This is a genomic window from Rhizobium pantanalense (assembly GCF_030182525.1).
In the GTDB taxonomy this organism is placed as follows: Bacteria; Pseudomonadota; Alphaproteobacteria; order Rhizobiales; family Rhizobiaceae; genus Rhizobium.
The window spans coordinates 280312-296230 of sequence record NZ_JAQJCH010000003.1; the positions used below are offsets into that span (position 1 = coordinate 280312).

Here is a 15919-nt window from a genome sequence, read left to right on the forward strand (position 1 = left end):
GATGGGACGCATACTCGTTGCCAAGGATGTTGAAGCGGCCGTCAAGGGCGGCTCTGTTTATGCAGCAGGCGGTGGCGGCTGGGCCGATCATGGCCGTATGCTCGGCTACGCAGCTGTCAATGTCGGCAAGCCGGAGCTAGTGTCGATCGACGAATTGAACGACAACGACTGGATCGCGACGGCCGCAGCCATCGGCGCGCCGGCCTCCACCACTCCCTGGGAAATGCAGGGCATCGACTACGTGAAGGCCGTACAGCTGCTGCAGGACGAGCTTGGCGAAAAGCTTTCCGGCCTGATCATCGGTCAGAACGGCCGGTCCTCGACGCTGAACGGCTGGCTACCATCGGCCATCCTCGGAACGAAGGTGGTGGATGCGGTGGGTGACATCCGCGCCCATCCGACGGGTGATATGGGCTCGATCGGCATGGCCGGTTCGCCCGAGCAGATGATCCAGACCGCCGTTGGCGGCAATCGCGCCGAGAACCGCTATATCGAGCTGGTCGTGAAGGGCGCGACGGCAAAGATTTCGCCGATCCTGCGCGCCGCATCCGACCAGTCCGGCGGCTTCATCGCCTCCTGCCGCAACCCACTTCGCGCTTCCTACGTCCGCACGCATGCGGCGCTCGGCGGCATCTCCATGGCGCTTTCGCTCGGTGAGGCGATCATCGAGGCAGAAAAGAAAGGTGGCAGCGCCGTCATCGACGCCATCTGCAAGGCCACTGGCGGCCATATCCTGGCCGAGGGCACGATCACCAAGAAGGATGTCGTCTATACGAAGGAAGCCTTCGACATCGGCACCATCACGGTCGGCAGCGGCGACAAGGCCGTCACCATGCATGTGATGAACGAATACATGGCCGTCGAGGATGTCGGCGGCAAGCGCCTCGCAACCTTCCCCTCGATCATCACCACGCTGTCGCCAGAAGGCGAACCATTGAGTGTCGGCCAGCTGCACGAAGGCATGAAGGTTTTCATCCTGCATGTGCCGATGGATATCATTCCGCTGTCCGCCAGCGTGCTCGACCCCACGGTCTATCCCTCCGTCGAAAAGGCTATGGGGATCGAGATCACGAAATACGCTCTGGCCGGCAAGAAAGGCTGAAAGGCGCGGGAGGCGCAGATGGCGCGTGACGCTGGTCTCGAAGAATTGCTGAGAGAAGAGCTCGGACCACGGCCCGGGCTCAGCGAAAAAGGAATGTTCGGCGGCTGGGCCTTTCTGCTCAATGGCCATCTGCTGTGCGGTGCCCGCGAAGACGGGATGCTGATCCGCCTCGGCAAGGGCAATGATGCCTGGGCGCTGGAGCAGCATGACGTCAAACCCATGCAGTCAGGCGGCAGGGAAATGCAGGGATGGGTGCGCGCAGGGCCGGAAGCCTATGGCAATGACATGCTGCGCAAGCGGCTGCTTCTGGCCGCGCTGAATTTCGTCGAAGGCCTGCCACCGAAATAGGCGGGCCACCGAGACAAACAATTGAGACAGGGAAGGGAAATCCATGCCGAAAGCCAATCCACGTCACCCGAAATTCCCCATTCCGGGCGGCCCGGAGCTGCGTGCCAAAGGCTGGCGGCAGGAGGCTCTGCTGCGCCTGCTCGAAAACGTGCTCTCGGTCGGCGAAGACCCGGATAATCTCGTCGTCTATGCGGCCCTCGGCAAGGCGGCCCGTAACTGGGCGGCGCATAAGGGCATCGTGAAGGCACTCACCGAAATGGATGAGAACCAGACGCTGCTCATCCAGTCCGGCAAGCCGATCGGCCTCATCCGCACGCATGACAAGGCGCCGCTCGTCATCATGGCGAACTGCAACATCGTCGGGCAGTGGGCGAAGGCAGAAGTCTTCTATGAATTGCAGCGCAAGGGACTGATCTGCTGGGGCGGCCTGACGGCCGGTGCCTGGCAATATATCGGCAGCCAGGGCGTCATCCAGGGCACCTACGAAATCTTCATGCGCATCGCGGAGCGCCGCTTCGGCGGTGATCTCTTTGGCCGCTTCGTGCTGACGGCGGGTCTCGGCGGCATGGGCGGCGCGCAGCCGCTTGCCGGCCGCATGGCGGGTGCTGCAATCCTCTGCGTCGATATCGATGCGGAGCGTGCCAGGAAGCGCCAGGACATCGGCTATCTGCAGGAAATCGCACCCGATCTCGATTCCGCGCTGGCGATGATCGATGCGGCCGTCAAGGAAAAGCGGGCGCTTTCCGTCGGCCTCGTCGGCAATGCGGCCGAGATCTATCCCGAGATCGCGCGACGCGGCATCGTGCCCGATATCGTCACCGACCAGACCTCGGCGCACGATCTCGTCTATGGCTATGTGCCGAAAGGCATGAACCTGCAGCAGGTTCGGGACTTGCGTGACGACGGTCAGGGCCAGCTTATGGCGGCCAGCCGCGCCTCGATCGTCGAGCATGTGAAGGCCATGCTGGATTTCCAGAAAAAGGGCTCCGAAGTTTTTGACAACGGCAACCTCATCCGCACGCAGGCGAAGGAAGGCGGCGTTGCGAACGCCTTCGATATCCCGATCTTCACCGAAGCCTATCTGCGGCCGCTCTTCTGCCGCGCCATCGGCCCGTTCCGTTGGATGGCGCTTTCGGGCGAGGAAAGCGATATTGCCCGCATCGACGATCTGCTGCTGGAAATGTTCCCGGACAACAAGATCATCACCAACTGGATCAACCTTGCCCGGCAGCATGTACCCTTTGAAGGGCTGCCGGCACGCATCGCGTGGCTCGGCCATGGCGAGCGCACGGCACTTGCCCGGCGCGTCAACGAGCTCGTGGCAAGGGGCGAGCTGAAGGGTCCGATCGCCTTCTCGCGCGACCATCTGGATGCCGGCGCCATGGCCCATCCGAACATCATGACCGAGCGCATGAAGGACGGCTCCGACGCCATCGCCGATTGGCCGTTGATTGACGCCATGATGCTCTGCTCCTCGATGGCCGATCTCGTCGTCATCCATTCCGGTGGCGGCGGCTATGCCGGCTACATGACCAGCTGCGGCGTCACCGTGGTTGCCGATGGCACGCAAGCGGCCGACGAACGGCTCGATCATGCGCTAACCAACGACACCGCGCTCGGCGTCATGCGATACGCCGATGCCGGCTATGAGGAAGCGCTTGATGAAGTTGCGAAAAAGGATGTGCCCTATATCCGTTTGGGATAAGCGCCTCTGTTCTTAGCGGCATCGAAAGACTATGGTCCCGGGCAACTTGAGATGAATTGAGAATTGCCCGTGATCCCCTGGACCTTGCTTGATACTGCGAAAATCCCTGGTGGCGGCGAGCTGCGCTTAAAGCAGCGCGGCCAGGAATTTTCCATCATGCTCGGCACCAATGAGCTGATGAACAGCCGCTTGAGCGGCTCCGAGCGGGCGCTGGCCACACTTTCCTGCGAGAAGATTAGGGGTCGGAAGACGCCGCACATACTGATCGGCGGCCTTGGCATGGGCTTTACCCTGCGGGCGGCACTCGGAGAACTCAGTGCAGACGCCAAAGTTACGGTCGCGGAACTGGTGCCGACTGTCGTGTCATGGGCACGCGGGCCGATGGCAACAGTCTTCGACGGCTGCCTCGACGATCCGCGCGTCGCGATCCACGAAGGCGATGTGCGCCCGCTCATCCGCGCCCGCAAGGCGGCCTACGACGCCATCCTGCTCGATGTCGACAACGGTCCCGACGGTATCACGTCAGAGGCCAATGACGGCCTCTACGACTATCAGGGCCTCAAGGCAGCGCGCGATGCGCTGCGTCCTGGTGGCGTCCTCGCTGTTTGGTCTTCGGGACCGGATGATCGCTTCACGCGCCGGCTGCGCGACAGTGGCTTTACCGCCGAGGTGGTCAACGCGCGGGCCAATGGCAAGACCGGCGCGCGTCATGTCATCTGGCTCGCGACAAAATTGGGATCATAACGCCTCGAATTGAAATAGCGTTCGAGATGCTATATATCAATGTCATATCTCAAAGGAGTTATGGCATGGACACCGCAAAGATCTTCTGGTCCGGCCGCTCACAGGCCGTCCGTTTGCCAAAGGAATTCCGTATCGACGGCGAGGAAGTGCGCATCCGCCGGCAAGGAAAAGCAATCATTCTGGAGCCGATCGCCGAAGATTGGGATTGGCTGGAAGCGATCACCGGGCCAATCGACCAAGACTTCGCAGAAGCAGCCGAAGAAGAGCCGGCTGAACAGCAACGCCCCGAACTGGATATCTTCAAGTGAAGTTTCTGCTCGACAGCAATGCCGTCATCGCCCTGATGAAAGGACACCCTGGCTTTGTCAGCGAGCTTCGCAGACATAAGCCCCAGGATTTCGCCATTCCGGCCATCGTCGCACACGAGCTGTTTTATGGTGCCTATAAAGGGCAGCGCGTTTCCGAAAATCTGGCACGTGTCGATGCCTTGCAATTCGAGACGCTGGATTTCGACAAGCAAGATGCCCGTGTAGCTGGCGAAATTCGCGCGGCCCTTGCTTTTCTTGGCACGCCGATCGGCGCTTATGACGTTCTGATCGCGGGACAAGCGGTCGCCCGCGATCTGATCCTGATAACGCACAATGTCAGGGAGTTTGAACGCGTTCTTAAGCTACGTTTCGAAGACTGGGAGTCCTTGCCGAGTGGCTAAAGATAGCGCGTTTCCTCCGGCGCGCGATCGAAGCGGTCGTCGCGGCCGTCGAAATAGCCGACGGGAAGCGAGGCGAGTTCCTCATCGGTGGCATCGTCCAGGCAGCTGATGCTGATCGCATAGAACTTGCCGCCGAGTGCCGGGTTTTCACCCCAGTTGAAGGAGCTGATGCCGCAAGTTTTGCAGAAGAGATGATGCAGGATACGCGGGCCGAACTGATATTCACCGATGCTCTCATCGCCCGAAGTCAGGCGGAAATCGGCGGGCGTGGCGACAGCCAGCCAATTGCGCTTCTTCTTGCAGATCGAGCAATTGCACTTGAAGGTCCCGCCCTGCAGATCGAGATCGGCTTCGTAAGCAACGGCGCCGCAATGGCAGCTTCCGTGATAGGTCTTCTTCATCACTCTCGTCCTTCCCTTGAGGTGGCTTCTGCGTAAGCGGCGTATTTATCGAGGGCCTGTTCCCAGCCGTCGGTTTGCAATCTCAGCTCTGTATCGTCAGGCAGCTCGACCTTGCGGAAGATGAGGCGTGTCTTCTCGCCGAGCTCATGAAACTCCACAGTCACCTGCATCGGATGTTCGGGCCTACCCTCCTGGTTTTCCCAGGCAAAGGTGAAGACGAGACGCTCGGGTGGGACGATCTCCAGATAGCGGCCATGGCTCCAATATTCCCTGCCCTCCGGTGTCAGAATGCAGTGTCGCCAGGCGCCACCTTCCCGCACGTCGACGGAGACGGATGGGGCCGTCATGTTTTGCGGCCCCCACCAGCGCATCAGATGTTGCGGCTCCGTCCAGAGGCGAAACAGCAAGTCACGCGGTGCGGCAATATCTCGGGTTAGTACGATTTCGCGTAGCGGGCGTCCGCCGCCGTCAGTTGCCGGGGCCATCCACTCCTCCCTTTTGCAGTAACGCCGCGTAGGCTTCCAGGCGATCGAGATTGTCGTTCCAGAACTGCCTGTAGCTTTCCAGCCAGTCATCGACCTGCCGCAGTGGCTTGGGCTCCAGCCGACAGGGTCGCCATTGGGCTTCCCTACCCTTCGAGATCAGCCCGGCTCTCTCCAGCACCTTCAGATGCTTGGAAACGGCGACCAGCGACATGTCGAAGGGTTCGGCCAGCTCGGACACGGATGCCTCGCCGGTCGCCAGCCGCGCCAGGATCGCTCGGCGGGTTGGATCGGCTAGGGCCGAAAGGGTCGTGCTCAACGTGTCCATACGACTCAATAAACCAAACAGTTAATTAACTTATTGGTTTAATATATGATGCATGCAAACGATGTCAAGAAAGGCTTTCTAACGCCCGATCTCAGGGAATGACGTTGGACACTTCGATCAGGTTCTGGTCCGGATCGCGGAAATAAACGGAGAGAATGGGGGCGGTCGCGCCGGTGCGTCGGACGGGGTCTTCCTCGATCGCGACACCTTCGGCTTGCAAGTGAGCGATGACCTCATCTAGAGGGGTCGTGCTGATGAAGCAGAGGTCGGCCGAACCCGGTGTCGGCCGCTCGGCCTTCGGCTCGAACTCATGGCCGGCTTGATGCAGATTGATCTTCTGGTTGCCGAAGATGAGAGCCTTGCGGCCCTCCGCGAAAGTTTCGACACTCATGCCAAGGACACGGGTATAGAAATCGCAACTCTCCTCGATGCTCACAACCGTGAGCACCAGATGATCGAGATGGTCGATACGGATCATGGTGGCCTCCTGGGCTCAACGACGCGCCAGCCTGGCAACGGCTAAAGCGCTGACGAGACAGAGTGCCAGCATGACGAGGATGAAGGCAACCACAGCATTCCAGCCATCCGCGAGCCAGAAATAACCGCCGACCGAGCCGGCAATGCTGGAGCCGAGATAATAGGCGAGCAGATAGAGCGAGGAGGCATGGCCCTTGAAGCCATGGGCTAGCCGCCCCACCAGCGCGCTGGCGACGGAATGGGTCATGAAGAAGCCGATCGTCACCAGGATGATGCCGAGAATGATCAGCGGCAAGGAGCTGGAAAGCGTCACCGCCGCCCCGAGTGCGGCGATCAGCACGCCCACCGGCAGCACGACGAAATGGCCGATGCGATCACCGAGGAGACCTGCCGCCCAGGATGCGACTATCCCGAAGAGATAGGCGGTGAAGATCATGCCCAATTCGGTCTGGCTGAGATCATAGGGATCGGCGACCAAACGGAAGCCGGCATAGTTATAGACAGTGACGAATGAGCCCATGACGAGAAAGCCGATGGCAAAGAGCAGCGGCAGCGCGGCATTGCAGAAGTGACCGCTCCAGGCCTTCAGGTGGAAGGTCACATCGAAGCCCTTGCGCGAGGTGAAATTGCGCGACGGCGGCAGGAGATAGAGGAAGCCGATAGCGGCGAGAAGGCCGAGAAGGCCGACCGTGGCCAGCGCCGGCCGCCAGCTCAGATATTCGGCGATCGTACCGGTCACCACGCGCCCGGCCATGCCGCCAAAGGCGTTGCCGGCGATATAGAGGCCCATGGCGCCGCCGAGGCCGCGCGGTTCGATTTCCTCAGCCAGATAGGTCATAGCTACAGCTGGGACGCCACCCAAAAGGAAGCCCTCAAGAGCGCGGACGACGAGGAGCATATGCCAGCTCGGCGACACCGCGCAGACGATCGTACAGATGGCCGCGCCGAGCAGCGAAATGAACATCAGGCTGCGGCGGCCGAGGCTTTCGGAAACGGCGGCGGCGCCGAAGATCGCGAAGGCCAGGAAGCCGGTCGAAAGTGACAGCGACAGCGAGCTTGCAGCCGGTGTGACACCGAAATCTTCGGAGAAGATCGGCATCAGCGGCTGGACGCAATAGAGCAGCGAGAAGGTGGCAAAGCCCGAGAGAAACAGCCCAATGGTCGCGCGGCGGAAGGCAGGCGTGCCGCGCGTCAGAAACTGGCGGGTCTCGGTCGGCGGCTCGTTCCTGACGAGCGTCAATTCGGGGCGGGAGGAAACTTCGGACGCAGTGGTTTTCTGCTGACTTACGGCGCGAAACATTGGTGGCACCTGACCTTTCTTGCCCTGGAATCTAGCCAGACCAGCTCCATTAGTCCAATATATGGAACAGGCGATCTCAATAGCTTTTGGAGATAGCGATGGAGCTGCGGCATATCCGCTATTTTCTGGCGCTCGCGGAAGTGGGAAACTTCACCCGCGCGGCGGCCAAGCTCGGCATCGGTCAGCCGCCACTCAGCCAGCAGATCCGGGACCTGGAAAACGAGGTGGGCGCGCAGCTGTTCCACCGCGTACCGCATGGTGCGGAACTGACGGCGGCCGGCGAGGCCTTTCTCGTGGAAGCAAAAATGGCGGTCGATGCGGCGGAAAAGGCAAAGCTCGCCGCCCAGCGCGCCAATCGCGGCGAGATCGGCCGCCTGTCGCTCGGCTTCACCGCCTCCTCCGCCTTCAACACCATCGTCACATCAACCATTCGCGAGTTTCGGCGACACTGGCCGGAAGTGCGGCTGTCACTCACAGAGATGAATACCAATGCGCTGATGGAGCGGCTGATGCGCGGCGAGATCGACGCGGCATTCATTCGCCCAGGCCTTGAAGACCCCAGAGACGTACGACTGAAACGCTTTGCCGACGAACCGATGCTGATCGCGCTACCGGCCCACCATCCGCTGGGGAAAGAGGAACGCGTGCCGATTGCGGCGCTCGCGGGCGAACCCTTCATCCTCTTCCCGCGCATGGTGGGGCTCAGCCTCTATGACGATATCGTCGCCGCTTGCCGCGAAGCCGGCTTCGACCTCGTGGTGACGCAGGAAGCGCCGCAGATCCCATCTGTCGTCAATCTCGTCGCCGCAAACTTGGGCGTTTCCATCGTTCCGGCTTCGATCGCACAGATCAAGCTCGACGGCGTCGCCTATCGGCAAATCGATGGGCCGCCGGTCGTGGCGCGGCTTGGCCTCGCCAGCCTCAAGGCACAGCGATCGCCCGTTATCGCCAATCTTATGAGCCTGATAGCGTAATTATTTGCTCCGCTCCCAATAGGGCGGATCGCCGAACGCTTTTTTCAGATGATCGGCGATGGCTCGAAGCTTTGCCGAGGGATTGCGGCCTTCCGGATGGGCCATGAAGATGAATTCCGGCTCCGGCCGGTAGCCGACATCGATCTCGGCAAGCCGCCCGTCCCTCACCGAAGGCCCGGCAATGAAGGCCGGCAGCAAGGCGATACCGAGGCCGGCAATCGCGGCATCGTGGAGGACATCGCCATTGTTCACGCCCAGCGCTAGCTTCGCGCGGATGACGACAGCGCCGTCCGGTCCCTCGAAACGCCAGTCGGCAACACCACGATTCGTGTAGAAAATCCCGCGGTGATCCTCGAGATCAGAGAGCGAAGCGGGCTTGCCGCGACGGCTGAGATAATCCGGCGAGGCCACGAGAAGGCGGCGGCTGCGGGCGAGCTTCCAGGCGACGAGGCGCGAGTCGGCGATCAGGCCATGGCGTATGATCGCATCATAGCCATCCGAAGCGGCATCGACCCGGCGGTCGTCGAGATCGAGCGTCAGCTCGATTTCCGGGTGTGCGGCGAGAAACGGATAGAGGGCCGGCCCCAGATGCAGGCGGCCGAAGGTGACGGGAGCTGCGATGCGGAGCGGTCCCATCAGCGTGCCGCGCCGTTCGGCAAGATCGGCCGCCGCCTCGCGAACCTCCTGCGCAATGCGGGTCGCGCGCTGCAGGAAAGCGGTGCCATCTTCCGTCAGGGTCAGCTTGCGGGTCGTGCGGTGAAGCAGGGTCGCCCCCAATGCTTTCTCCATTTCCGACAAGCGCTCGCTGACGACGGATTTCGACAGGCGCAGGCGTCGCGCCGCCTCGCTGATAGAGCCGGCCTCCGCTACGGTCACGAATGTCACGATCCCATCGATCTTCAGCATCGTTCGGAAACTCCGAATTCGAATTCCTCCTTTTGAAGACTAATCCGAACGATTGGAAAAGGCCATCTTCCTCGTATCGGACAAACCTAAAGGCACATCCTTACACAGGAGATGGAACAATGAACCGCTTGAATGGAAAAGTCGCAATCGTCACCGGCGCCAGCTCCGGCATCGGCCGCGCCACGGCAAAGCTCTTTGCCGCTGAAGGCGCAAAGGTTATCGTCGGCGCTCGCCGCGTCGCAGAGCTGGAAAGCCTGGCCGCGGAGATCAAAGCCGCCGACGGTGAAGCGGCGGTATTGGCCGGCGATGTACGCTCGGAAGACTATCACAAGGCGCTGGTCGCCCTTGCTGTCGAGCGCTACGGCAAGCTTGACATCGCCTTCAACAATGCCGGCACGCTCGGCGAGGCCGGTCCCAGCACCGAGGTTTCGGAGGCAGGCTTTTCCGAAGCACTGGCGATAAACCTCACCGCGTCGTTCCTGGCCGCCAAGCACCAGATTGGCGAAATGATCAAGTACAGCGGCGGTTCCGTGATTTTCACGTCGACTTTTGTCGGCCATACCGTGAGCTTCCCGGGCGTTGCCGCCTATGCCGCCAGCAAATCCGGCCTGATCGGCTTGACGCAAACGCTCGCCGCCGAATTCGGCCCGCAGAATGTCCGCGTCAATGCTGTCCTGCCGGGCGCGGTCGATACCGATATGTATCGCGACATGAACGATACGGCCGAAAAGCAGGCTTTCATTACCAATCTGCATGCGCTGAAGCGCGTCGCCGGCCCGGAAGAGATCGCTCGCTCGGTCCTTTATCTGGCCTCCGATGATGCAAGCTTCGTCAGCGGCACGGCTTCGCTTGTCGACGGCGGCCTTTCGATTACACGCACCTGATCGCGTGCTTTGCCGACGCAATTATCGCGCCGGAATGCTTTGAATGAATAATGATGGACCGCGGATCGTACTTCCCGCGGTCTTTCCACTCAGAACATCGTATTGCTGTTCTTCGAGGTCTCAGGGATCGGCTGCACCGAATCCCAATGTTCCTGGATCTTGTTGTCCTCGACGCGGAAGATATCGACGATGGCGCTGCCGCGGTCGCCCGGCTGGCGAATGGCGTGGACGCGCAGGATTACATAATCGCCATCGACCATCACGCGCTTGATCTCGCTCTTCGACTGCGGATAGTTTTTCTTCAGGTACTCTAGAAAACCGCGCAGGCCTTCGGGACCATCGGCCGCCATCGGATTATGCTGGATGTACTTGCCGAGATATTTGGAAGCCGCGTCGAAATCCTTGTCGTTCAGCGCCTTCTGATAGAAATCCAGAACAATCTCTTTGTTCTTCAGCTCCTGCGGCGAATAGGCGCGCTCGGCAAAAGCCGGCATGGCAGCGGCCATGATTGGCAGGGTGACGACAGCGACTTTCATCAGTTTCAAGGCGTTGCTCCTTTGATCGTTAACACGTTCACTTTTGTCGAAGGTGAAGATGCCCGCAAATGACAAGTCGGTGATGCCGACGTGATCATTGGCTGCCATAGCGGAAAACTCGATCACCTGCGTCGCAACCACCGACGCGCCGACCTCGATGGAAGCACGCGGCGATTGCCTATGACACACCAAAGGCTTAGGCTTATCGGCAAAAGAACAGGCGACGGGTTCAGGCATGGTTCTCGCAGGAAAGCGCATCCTTCTCATCATATCCGGCGGCATCGCGGCCTATAAGAGTCTCGATCTCATTCGCCGACTGCGCGAGCGCGGCGCAAGCGTGCGGCCCGTCATGACATCGGGCGCCCAGGAGTTCATCACGCCGCTTGCCGTCGGCGCCCTTGCTGCCGACCATGTCTTTACCGATCTGTTTTCACGGCAGGACGAGCAGGATGTCGGCCATATCAGGCTGGCGCGCGACTGTGATCTCGTGCTGATCGCCCCGGCAACGGCCGATCTGCTCGCCAAGATGGCAAACGGGCTGGCCGACGATCTCGCCTCGACCATATTGCTCGCTACGGACCGACCAGTCCTGGCAGCCCCCGCCATGAACCCAAAAATGTGGGCGCATCCAGCGACTAGGCGCAACGTCGAAACTCTACGCAGCGACGGCATCGCCTTCGTCGGCCCTATGACCGGTGAAATGGCCGAAAGCGGCGAGAGCGGCGCTGGCCGGATGGCGGAACCGCTCGATATCGTTGCCGCCGTCGAGCGTCGGTTGGATGACGGCGCCAAGCCGCTCGCCGGCAAGAAGGCCGTCGTCACCTCCGGGCCGACGCATGAGCCGATCGACCCGGTGCGCTACATCGCCAACCGTTCGTCGGGACGACAGGGTCATGCCATCGCGGCAGCTCTGGCGGCGCTGGGCGCGGACGTCACCCTCGTTTCTGGCCCTGTCACCATACCCGATCCGGTCGGTCTCAACATCATCCATGTCGAGCGGGCGGATGAGATGCGCGACGCCGTGCTTGCGGCCCTGCCTGCCGATATCGCCGTTATGGTGGCGGCGGTTGCCGATTGGAAGGTGGCTTCGGCATCCGATCAGAAGATCAAGAAACATCCGGGCGAGTCGATCCCGACGCTGGCGCTCACGGAAAACCCCGACATATTGAAAACAGTCGGCCACCACACGCAGCGGCCGAAACTCGTCATCGGCTTTGCCGCCGAAACGCAGGATGTCGAGAGCAATGCCCGCGCCAAGCTGGAGCGCAAGGGCGCAGACTTCATCGTCGCCAATGACGTTTCACCGGCAACCGGTATCATGGGCGGCACGCGAAACCGCGTGAAGATCATCAGCCACCACGGCGTCGAACAATGGCCAGATCTCGACAAGGATGAAGTGGCGGCGCGGCTCGCAGCCCTCATCGCCGAACGATTCAAGCAGGGATAGCGGCTATCGGCAGATGTTCCTCAACTGCTCGCTCTTTCGGCTGGAAGGGCGTGACATGGACGCCGGTGTTGTCGATCAGAACGGCACTGCCATCAGGAATTTCGCGCCAGGCATCGATATCGTCGTTCAGCGGTTCCGACACAAGGCAATATCCCGCACCGACAGGCGAGGCATAGAGCGTCGGCGCCTTGCGGTCTGTCGCATAGCGGATGGCGTAGAGCGACTTGCCGTCGGAGAAGGCTGCCGTGAAGCGCACCAGCGCCGAACCGGTCAAATGGACCGACAAGCCTTCGACGAAGCCGATGGTCTGAGCGATCGCCGTGGTCGGATTTGTCATGAGACCGAATTGCATTGCCAACAGGAAAAGGAGCTCAGAATCGGTGGTGCCGCTGCGGGCATGGAACAGCCGGTCGTCGAGCATGGCTTCCATCGGCCGGCGCAGGCGGTCGAAATTGGAAATCTGGCCATTGTGCTGGAAAGACCAGTTCTCCAAAACGAAGGGATGGCAATTGTCGCGGCGTGTGCCGCCGCCTGTGGCAGCACGGACATGGGCGAGAAAGAGCGGCGAGCGGATCTGCCGCGCCAGGCTCTTCAGATTGCAATCGGACCAAGCCGGCAGGATATCGCGGTAACGGCCCGGTTCCGGCCGGTCGCCATACCAGGCGATGCCGAAACCATCGCCATTGGTCGCCGTCTTGGCGCGCGTGGCGCAATGGGATTGCTCGATCAGGGAGTGGGCGGGCGAAGACACCAGCTCCTCCAGATAGAGGGGGTCTCCACGATAGGCTGCCCAACGACACATGCGTCTTCTACTCCGATTACCGCTGTCTTCCTGTCCCGCGGGAGAATGGCTAATCTTAGACAATTGTTTATGCAGAATGGGTAATAAAGTCTTAATTTTCGATCGTCTGCAGCGCAAGATGACAGATATTTGACGCGTCGTCCGATCACGTTTGGCGTCGCAACATTTTCTTCGTGAAGCCCGATGTCATAGCGCTTTTCGCGAGGAGGCACCGAGCATACGCATTTCAATGCGACAATAAGTGTGAAGCTCCCGTGGATCGAACCTCTTGCATCACGTCAAATTTGAGCTACGTTTAGCTTGTCTGAAACGTAACGAAAGGAAGGTGATCCAATGTCTAGTGAGATTTCGGTCTTTGTATACGGCATGGAAATGGTTGTGAGCGTTGCGAGGCAGCCCTCGCTCTGATCAACACCTTCCCGAAGCGTTCGCCGCTTCAGGCCAGTTACGGGCCAAAGCTCATGGGGGGTCGCTTAAGGCGGCCCCTTTTGATTTTGAGCCATTAATTTTTTGCCTTGCCAAATGGGAAGAGCGCCTTAGCTAACCCAGCATGTCTTCTCAGGAACAGCCCGAAAAGGGTGAAGCCAAACCGAGGCCGCTGAACGAGCCGGCCCTTACCGCACTCTCATTGCATCCGCAGGACTGGGCCTTGTTCCTCGATATCGACGGAACCCTGCTCGATCTCGCCGAAAGGCCGGAAGCGATCGTTGTTCCGGATTATCTGCCCGGCACGCTGCATGCGCTTTCGCGCCAGCTCGGCGGCGCGCTTGCCTTGGTGACGGGCCGCGCCATCGAATTCGTCGATCCCCTTTTTACGCCATTTCGTTTTCCCGTCGCCGGCTTGCATGGCGCGGAACGTCGCGATGCGGCCGGGCGGCTGCGGCGGGCGCATATCCCGCCCGCCTTTCAGGCGATGAAGCAGACCATCGCCTACGAAGCGCAAGCCTGGCCCGGCGCAATCGTCGAGGACAAGGGGGCGGCGGTCGCGGTCCATTTCCGCCATGCACCCGCATATGAGGCCGAGATCGGCGAAGTCATGCAACGCCATCTGGAGGAAGCGGGACCCGACTGGAACCTTCAGCGCGGCAAAATGGTCCTTGAAATCTGCCCTTCTCACGCCAGCAAGGGACACGCCGTCGAGGCGTTTCTTGCCGAAGAGCCGTTCGAGGGACGCCGCCCGGTGACGATCGGCGACGACGTGACCGACGAGACCATGTTTGCCGCCGCCAACCGCCTCGGCGGCCAATCCGTGCGCATCGGCGATGGGAACGGAAAAACACTGGCGCGTGCATCCATTGGCTCACCTGCGCGTTTAAGGGACGTGCTGGGAACGCTCGTCAAGTAATTTTCGACCATGGCGATGTCTACCAGCCTTCTCGAAAGGAAGAATTCGTGAGTCGACTCATCATTGTTTCTAACCGCGTTTCCGTCCCCGACCATAAGGGCGCCGCTGCGGCAGGCGGCCTCGCGGTGGCGCTGCAGGCTGCGCTCGCCGAGCGCGGCGGCATCTGGATGGGCTGGTCCGGCAAATCGAGCGGCGACGTCGAGCCCGAGCCGCTGAAGATGACGCAGGACGGCAACATCACCTATGCGCTGACCGATCTGACCCAGACCGATGTCGAGGAATACTACCAGGGCTTTGCCAACCGTGTTCTCTGGCCGATCTGCCACTACCGGCTCGATCTTGCCGAATATGCCCGCAAGGAAATGACCGGCTATTTCCGGGTCAACCGCTTCTTCGCCCACCGGCTCGCACCGCTGATCGAGCCTGACGATATCATTTGGGTGCACGACTATCACCTCATCCCATTGGCCGCAGAGCTGCGGCAGATGGGCCTGAAGAACCGCATCGGCTTCTTCCTGCATATTCCCTGGCCGCCGGCCGATGTCGTGCTCGCCATGCCGGTGCATGAGGAGATCATGCGGGGCCTCTCCTCCTACGACCTGCTCGGTTTTCAGACGGACCATGATCTTGAGAACTTTGCGGGGTGCCTGAAACGCGAGGGCATGGGCATCGAGAAAAGCCCCGGCCATTTCAGCGCGCACGGCCATGACTTTCGCGGCGGCGCCTATTCGATCGGCATCGAGACGGCGGGCTTTGCCGAATTCGCCCGCAGGGCCGCGTCGCACAGCATGGTGCAGAAGGTGCGGCAAAGCATTGAAGGCCGCGATCTGATCCTCGGCGTCGACCGGCTTGACTATTCCAAGGGCATCACGCAGCGCATCGACGCTTTTGAACGCTTCATCACCAACAACCCCGCTCACCAACGCAGCATCACCTATCTGCAGATCACGCCGAAATCTCGCTCGGAAGTTCCCGAATATGAGGCGATGCAGAACGCGGTTGCAGAACAGGCGGGCCGGGTCAACGGTGCGATCGGCACGGTCGACTGGGTACCGATCCGCTACATCAACCGCTCGATCAGCCGGCCGATCCTGGCAGGCCTTTACCGGATTGCGAAGGTCGGGCTCGTGACACCGCTGCGCGACGGCATGAACCTCGTCGCCAAGGAATATGTCGCGGCGCAAGACCCAGACAATCCCGGCGTGCTGGTTCTATCCCGCTTTGCCGGGGCGGCGCGCAAGCTGAAGGGCGCGTTGCTGGTCAACCCGTACGATGTCGACGGCACCGCCAACGCACTGGCGCGCGCCATCAACATGCCATTGCAGGAGCGGCAGGAGCGTTGGCGCGGCATGATGGATTATCTGCTTGAAAATGACGTATCACGCTGGTGCGAGACGTTTCTTGCCGATCTTACGGCGGAATAGAGCAT

General features: G+C 60.8%; 19 protein-coding genes. 11 read left to right on the forward strand and 8 right to left on the reverse strand.

Annotated elements, in window-relative coordinates; translation table 11 throughout:
* The first annotated feature begins 1 nt into the window (after nt 1).
* From PH558_RS10770 to PH558_RS10795, 6 genes are all read left to right on the forward strand, one after another.
* Complete coding sequence (locus PH558_RS10770; protein WP_285204117.1) at nt 2-1102, forward strand: thiohydantoin desulfurase; 1101 nt, start codon at nt 2-4, stop codon at nt 1100-1102.
* Nucleotides 1103-1120: 18 nt separating this feature from the next.
* Nucleotides 1121-1450 (forward strand): TfoX/Sxy family protein, encoded by a 330-nt coding sequence (locus tag PH558_RS10775; protein WP_285204120.1) that lies wholly within the window; start codon nt 1121-1123, stop codon nt 1448-1450.
* A 43-nt stretch (nt 1451-1493) separates the two neighbouring features.
* Nucleotides 1494-3155 carry a thiourocanate hydratase gene (locus tag PH558_RS10780; protein ID WP_285204121.1) on the forward strand — a complete coding sequence of 554 codons (1662 nt, stop codon included), beginning with the start codon at nt 1494-1496 and terminating at the stop codon, nt 3153-3155.
* Nucleotides 3156-3224: 69 nt separating this feature from the next.
* On the forward strand, nt 3225-3899 hold the full coding sequence (locus tag PH558_RS10785; RefSeq protein WP_285204122.1) for a spermidine synthase: 675 nt from the start codon (nt 3225-3227) through the stop codon (nt 3897-3899).
* 65 nt (nt 3900-3964) lie between these two features.
* The gene (gene vapB / locus PH558_RS10790) at nt 3965-4207 is read left to right on the forward strand and encodes a type II toxin-antitoxin system antitoxin VapB (RefSeq protein WP_095433769.1); all 243 of its coding nucleotides are present in this window, start codon (nt 3965-3967) and stop codon (nt 4205-4207) included.
* The gene (locus PH558_RS10795) at nt 4204-4608 is read left to right on the forward strand and encodes a type II toxin-antitoxin system VapC family toxin (RefSeq protein ID WP_095433768.1); all 405 of its coding nucleotides are present in this window, start codon (nt 4204-4206) and stop codon (nt 4606-4608) included. Before vapB ends, PH558_RS10795 begins: the two co-directional genes overlap by 4 nt.
* Here the strand turns inward: PH558_RS10795 and PH558_RS10800 are convergent.
* The 5 genes from PH558_RS10800 to PH558_RS10820 form a co-directional block, all read right to left on the reverse strand.
* A complete protein-coding gene (locus PH558_RS10800) occupies nt 4605-5009 on the reverse strand; it encodes a GFA family protein (protein WP_095433767.1) in 405 nt (134 codons plus the stop codon). The two genes, PH558_RS10795 and PH558_RS10800, sit on opposite strands and share 4 nt — an antisense overlap.
* Nucleotides 5009-5494 (reverse strand): SRPBCC family protein, encoded by a 486-nt coding sequence (locus PH558_RS10805; protein ID WP_285204127.1) that lies wholly within the window; start codon nt 5492-5494, stop codon nt 5009-5011. The genes PH558_RS10800 and PH558_RS10805 overlap by 1 nt, the downstream gene beginning before the upstream one ends.
* Complete coding sequence (locus PH558_RS10810; RefSeq protein WP_095433765.1) at nt 5478-5819, reverse strand: ArsR/SmtB family transcription factor; 342 nt, start codon at nt 5817-5819, stop codon at nt 5478-5480. Before PH558_RS10810 ends, PH558_RS10805 begins: the two co-directional genes overlap by 17 nt.
* Before the next feature lie 91 nt (nt 5820-5910).
* Entirely contained in the window at nt 5911-6297 is a 387-nt protein-coding gene (locus tag PH558_RS10815; RefSeq protein WP_285204129.1) for a VOC family protein, read from the reverse strand.
* A gap of 15 nt (nt 6298-6312) precedes the next feature.
* Complete coding sequence (locus PH558_RS10820; protein ID WP_285204130.1) at nt 6313-7596, reverse strand: MFS transporter; 1284 nt, start codon at nt 7594-7596, stop codon at nt 6313-6315.
* A gap of 98 nt (nt 7597-7694) precedes the next feature.
* Here PH558_RS10820 and PH558_RS10825 point away from each other — a divergent pair, with 98 nt between their 5' ends.
* Nucleotides 7695-8570, forward strand: coding sequence for a LysR family transcriptional regulator (locus PH558_RS10825; protein ID WP_285204131.1), 876 nt, complete (start codon nt 7695-7697; stop codon nt 8568-8570).
* Here PH558_RS10825 and PH558_RS10830 read toward each other — a convergent pair whose 3' ends face one another.
* On the reverse strand, nt 8571-9476 hold the full coding sequence (locus PH558_RS10830; protein ID WP_095433761.1) for a LysR family transcriptional regulator: 906 nt from the start codon (nt 9474-9476) through the stop codon (nt 8571-8573).
* Nucleotides 9477-9595: 119 nt separating this feature from the next.
* On the opposite strand from PH558_RS10830, the gene PH558_RS10835 reads away from it, so the two are divergent.
* A complete protein-coding gene (locus PH558_RS10835) occupies nt 9596-10360 on the forward strand; it encodes an SDR family oxidoreductase (RefSeq protein ID WP_285204132.1) in 765 nt (254 codons plus the stop codon).
* 89 nt (nt 10361-10449) lie between these two features.
* Here the strand turns inward: PH558_RS10835 and PH558_RS10840 are convergent, their stop codons facing one another.
* Nucleotides 10450-10896 (reverse strand): nuclear transport factor 2 family protein, encoded by a 447-nt coding sequence (locus PH558_RS10840; RefSeq protein ID WP_285204435.1) that lies wholly within the window; start codon nt 10894-10896, stop codon nt 10450-10452.
* Between the two features lie 235 nt (nt 10897-11131).
* On the opposite strand from PH558_RS10840, the gene coaBC reads away from it, so the two are divergent.
* On the forward strand, nt 11132-12343 hold the full coding sequence (coaBC, locus tag PH558_RS10845) for a bifunctional phosphopantothenoylcysteine decarboxylase/phosphopantothenate--cysteine ligase CoaBC (RefSeq protein ID WP_285204136.1): 1212 nt from the start codon (nt 11132-11134) through the stop codon (nt 12341-12343).
* Here coaBC and PH558_RS10850 read toward each other — a convergent pair.
* Nucleotides 12330-13145 carry a class II glutamine amidotransferase gene (locus tag PH558_RS10850; protein WP_285204139.1) on the reverse strand — a complete coding sequence of 272 codons (816 nt, stop codon included), beginning with the start codon at nt 13143-13145 and terminating at the stop codon, nt 12330-12332. The genes coaBC and PH558_RS10850 overlap by 14 nt on opposite strands.
* A gap of 550 nt (nt 13146-13695) precedes the next feature.
* Here PH558_RS10850 and otsB point away from each other — a divergent pair.
* Together otsB and otsA are read left to right on the forward strand one after the other, a co-directional pair.
* Complete coding sequence (gene otsB, locus PH558_RS10855) at nt 13696-14490, forward strand: trehalose-phosphatase (protein WP_285204142.1); 795 nt, start codon at nt 13696-13698, stop codon at nt 14488-14490.
* Between the two features lie 47 nt (nt 14491-14537).
* Nucleotides 14538-15914, forward strand: coding sequence for an alpha,alpha-trehalose-phosphate synthase (UDP-forming) (gene otsA, locus PH558_RS10860; RefSeq protein ID WP_145322201.1), 1377 nt, complete (start codon nt 14538-14540; stop codon nt 15912-15914).
* The last annotated feature ends 5 nt before the right edge of the window (nt 15915-15919 follow it).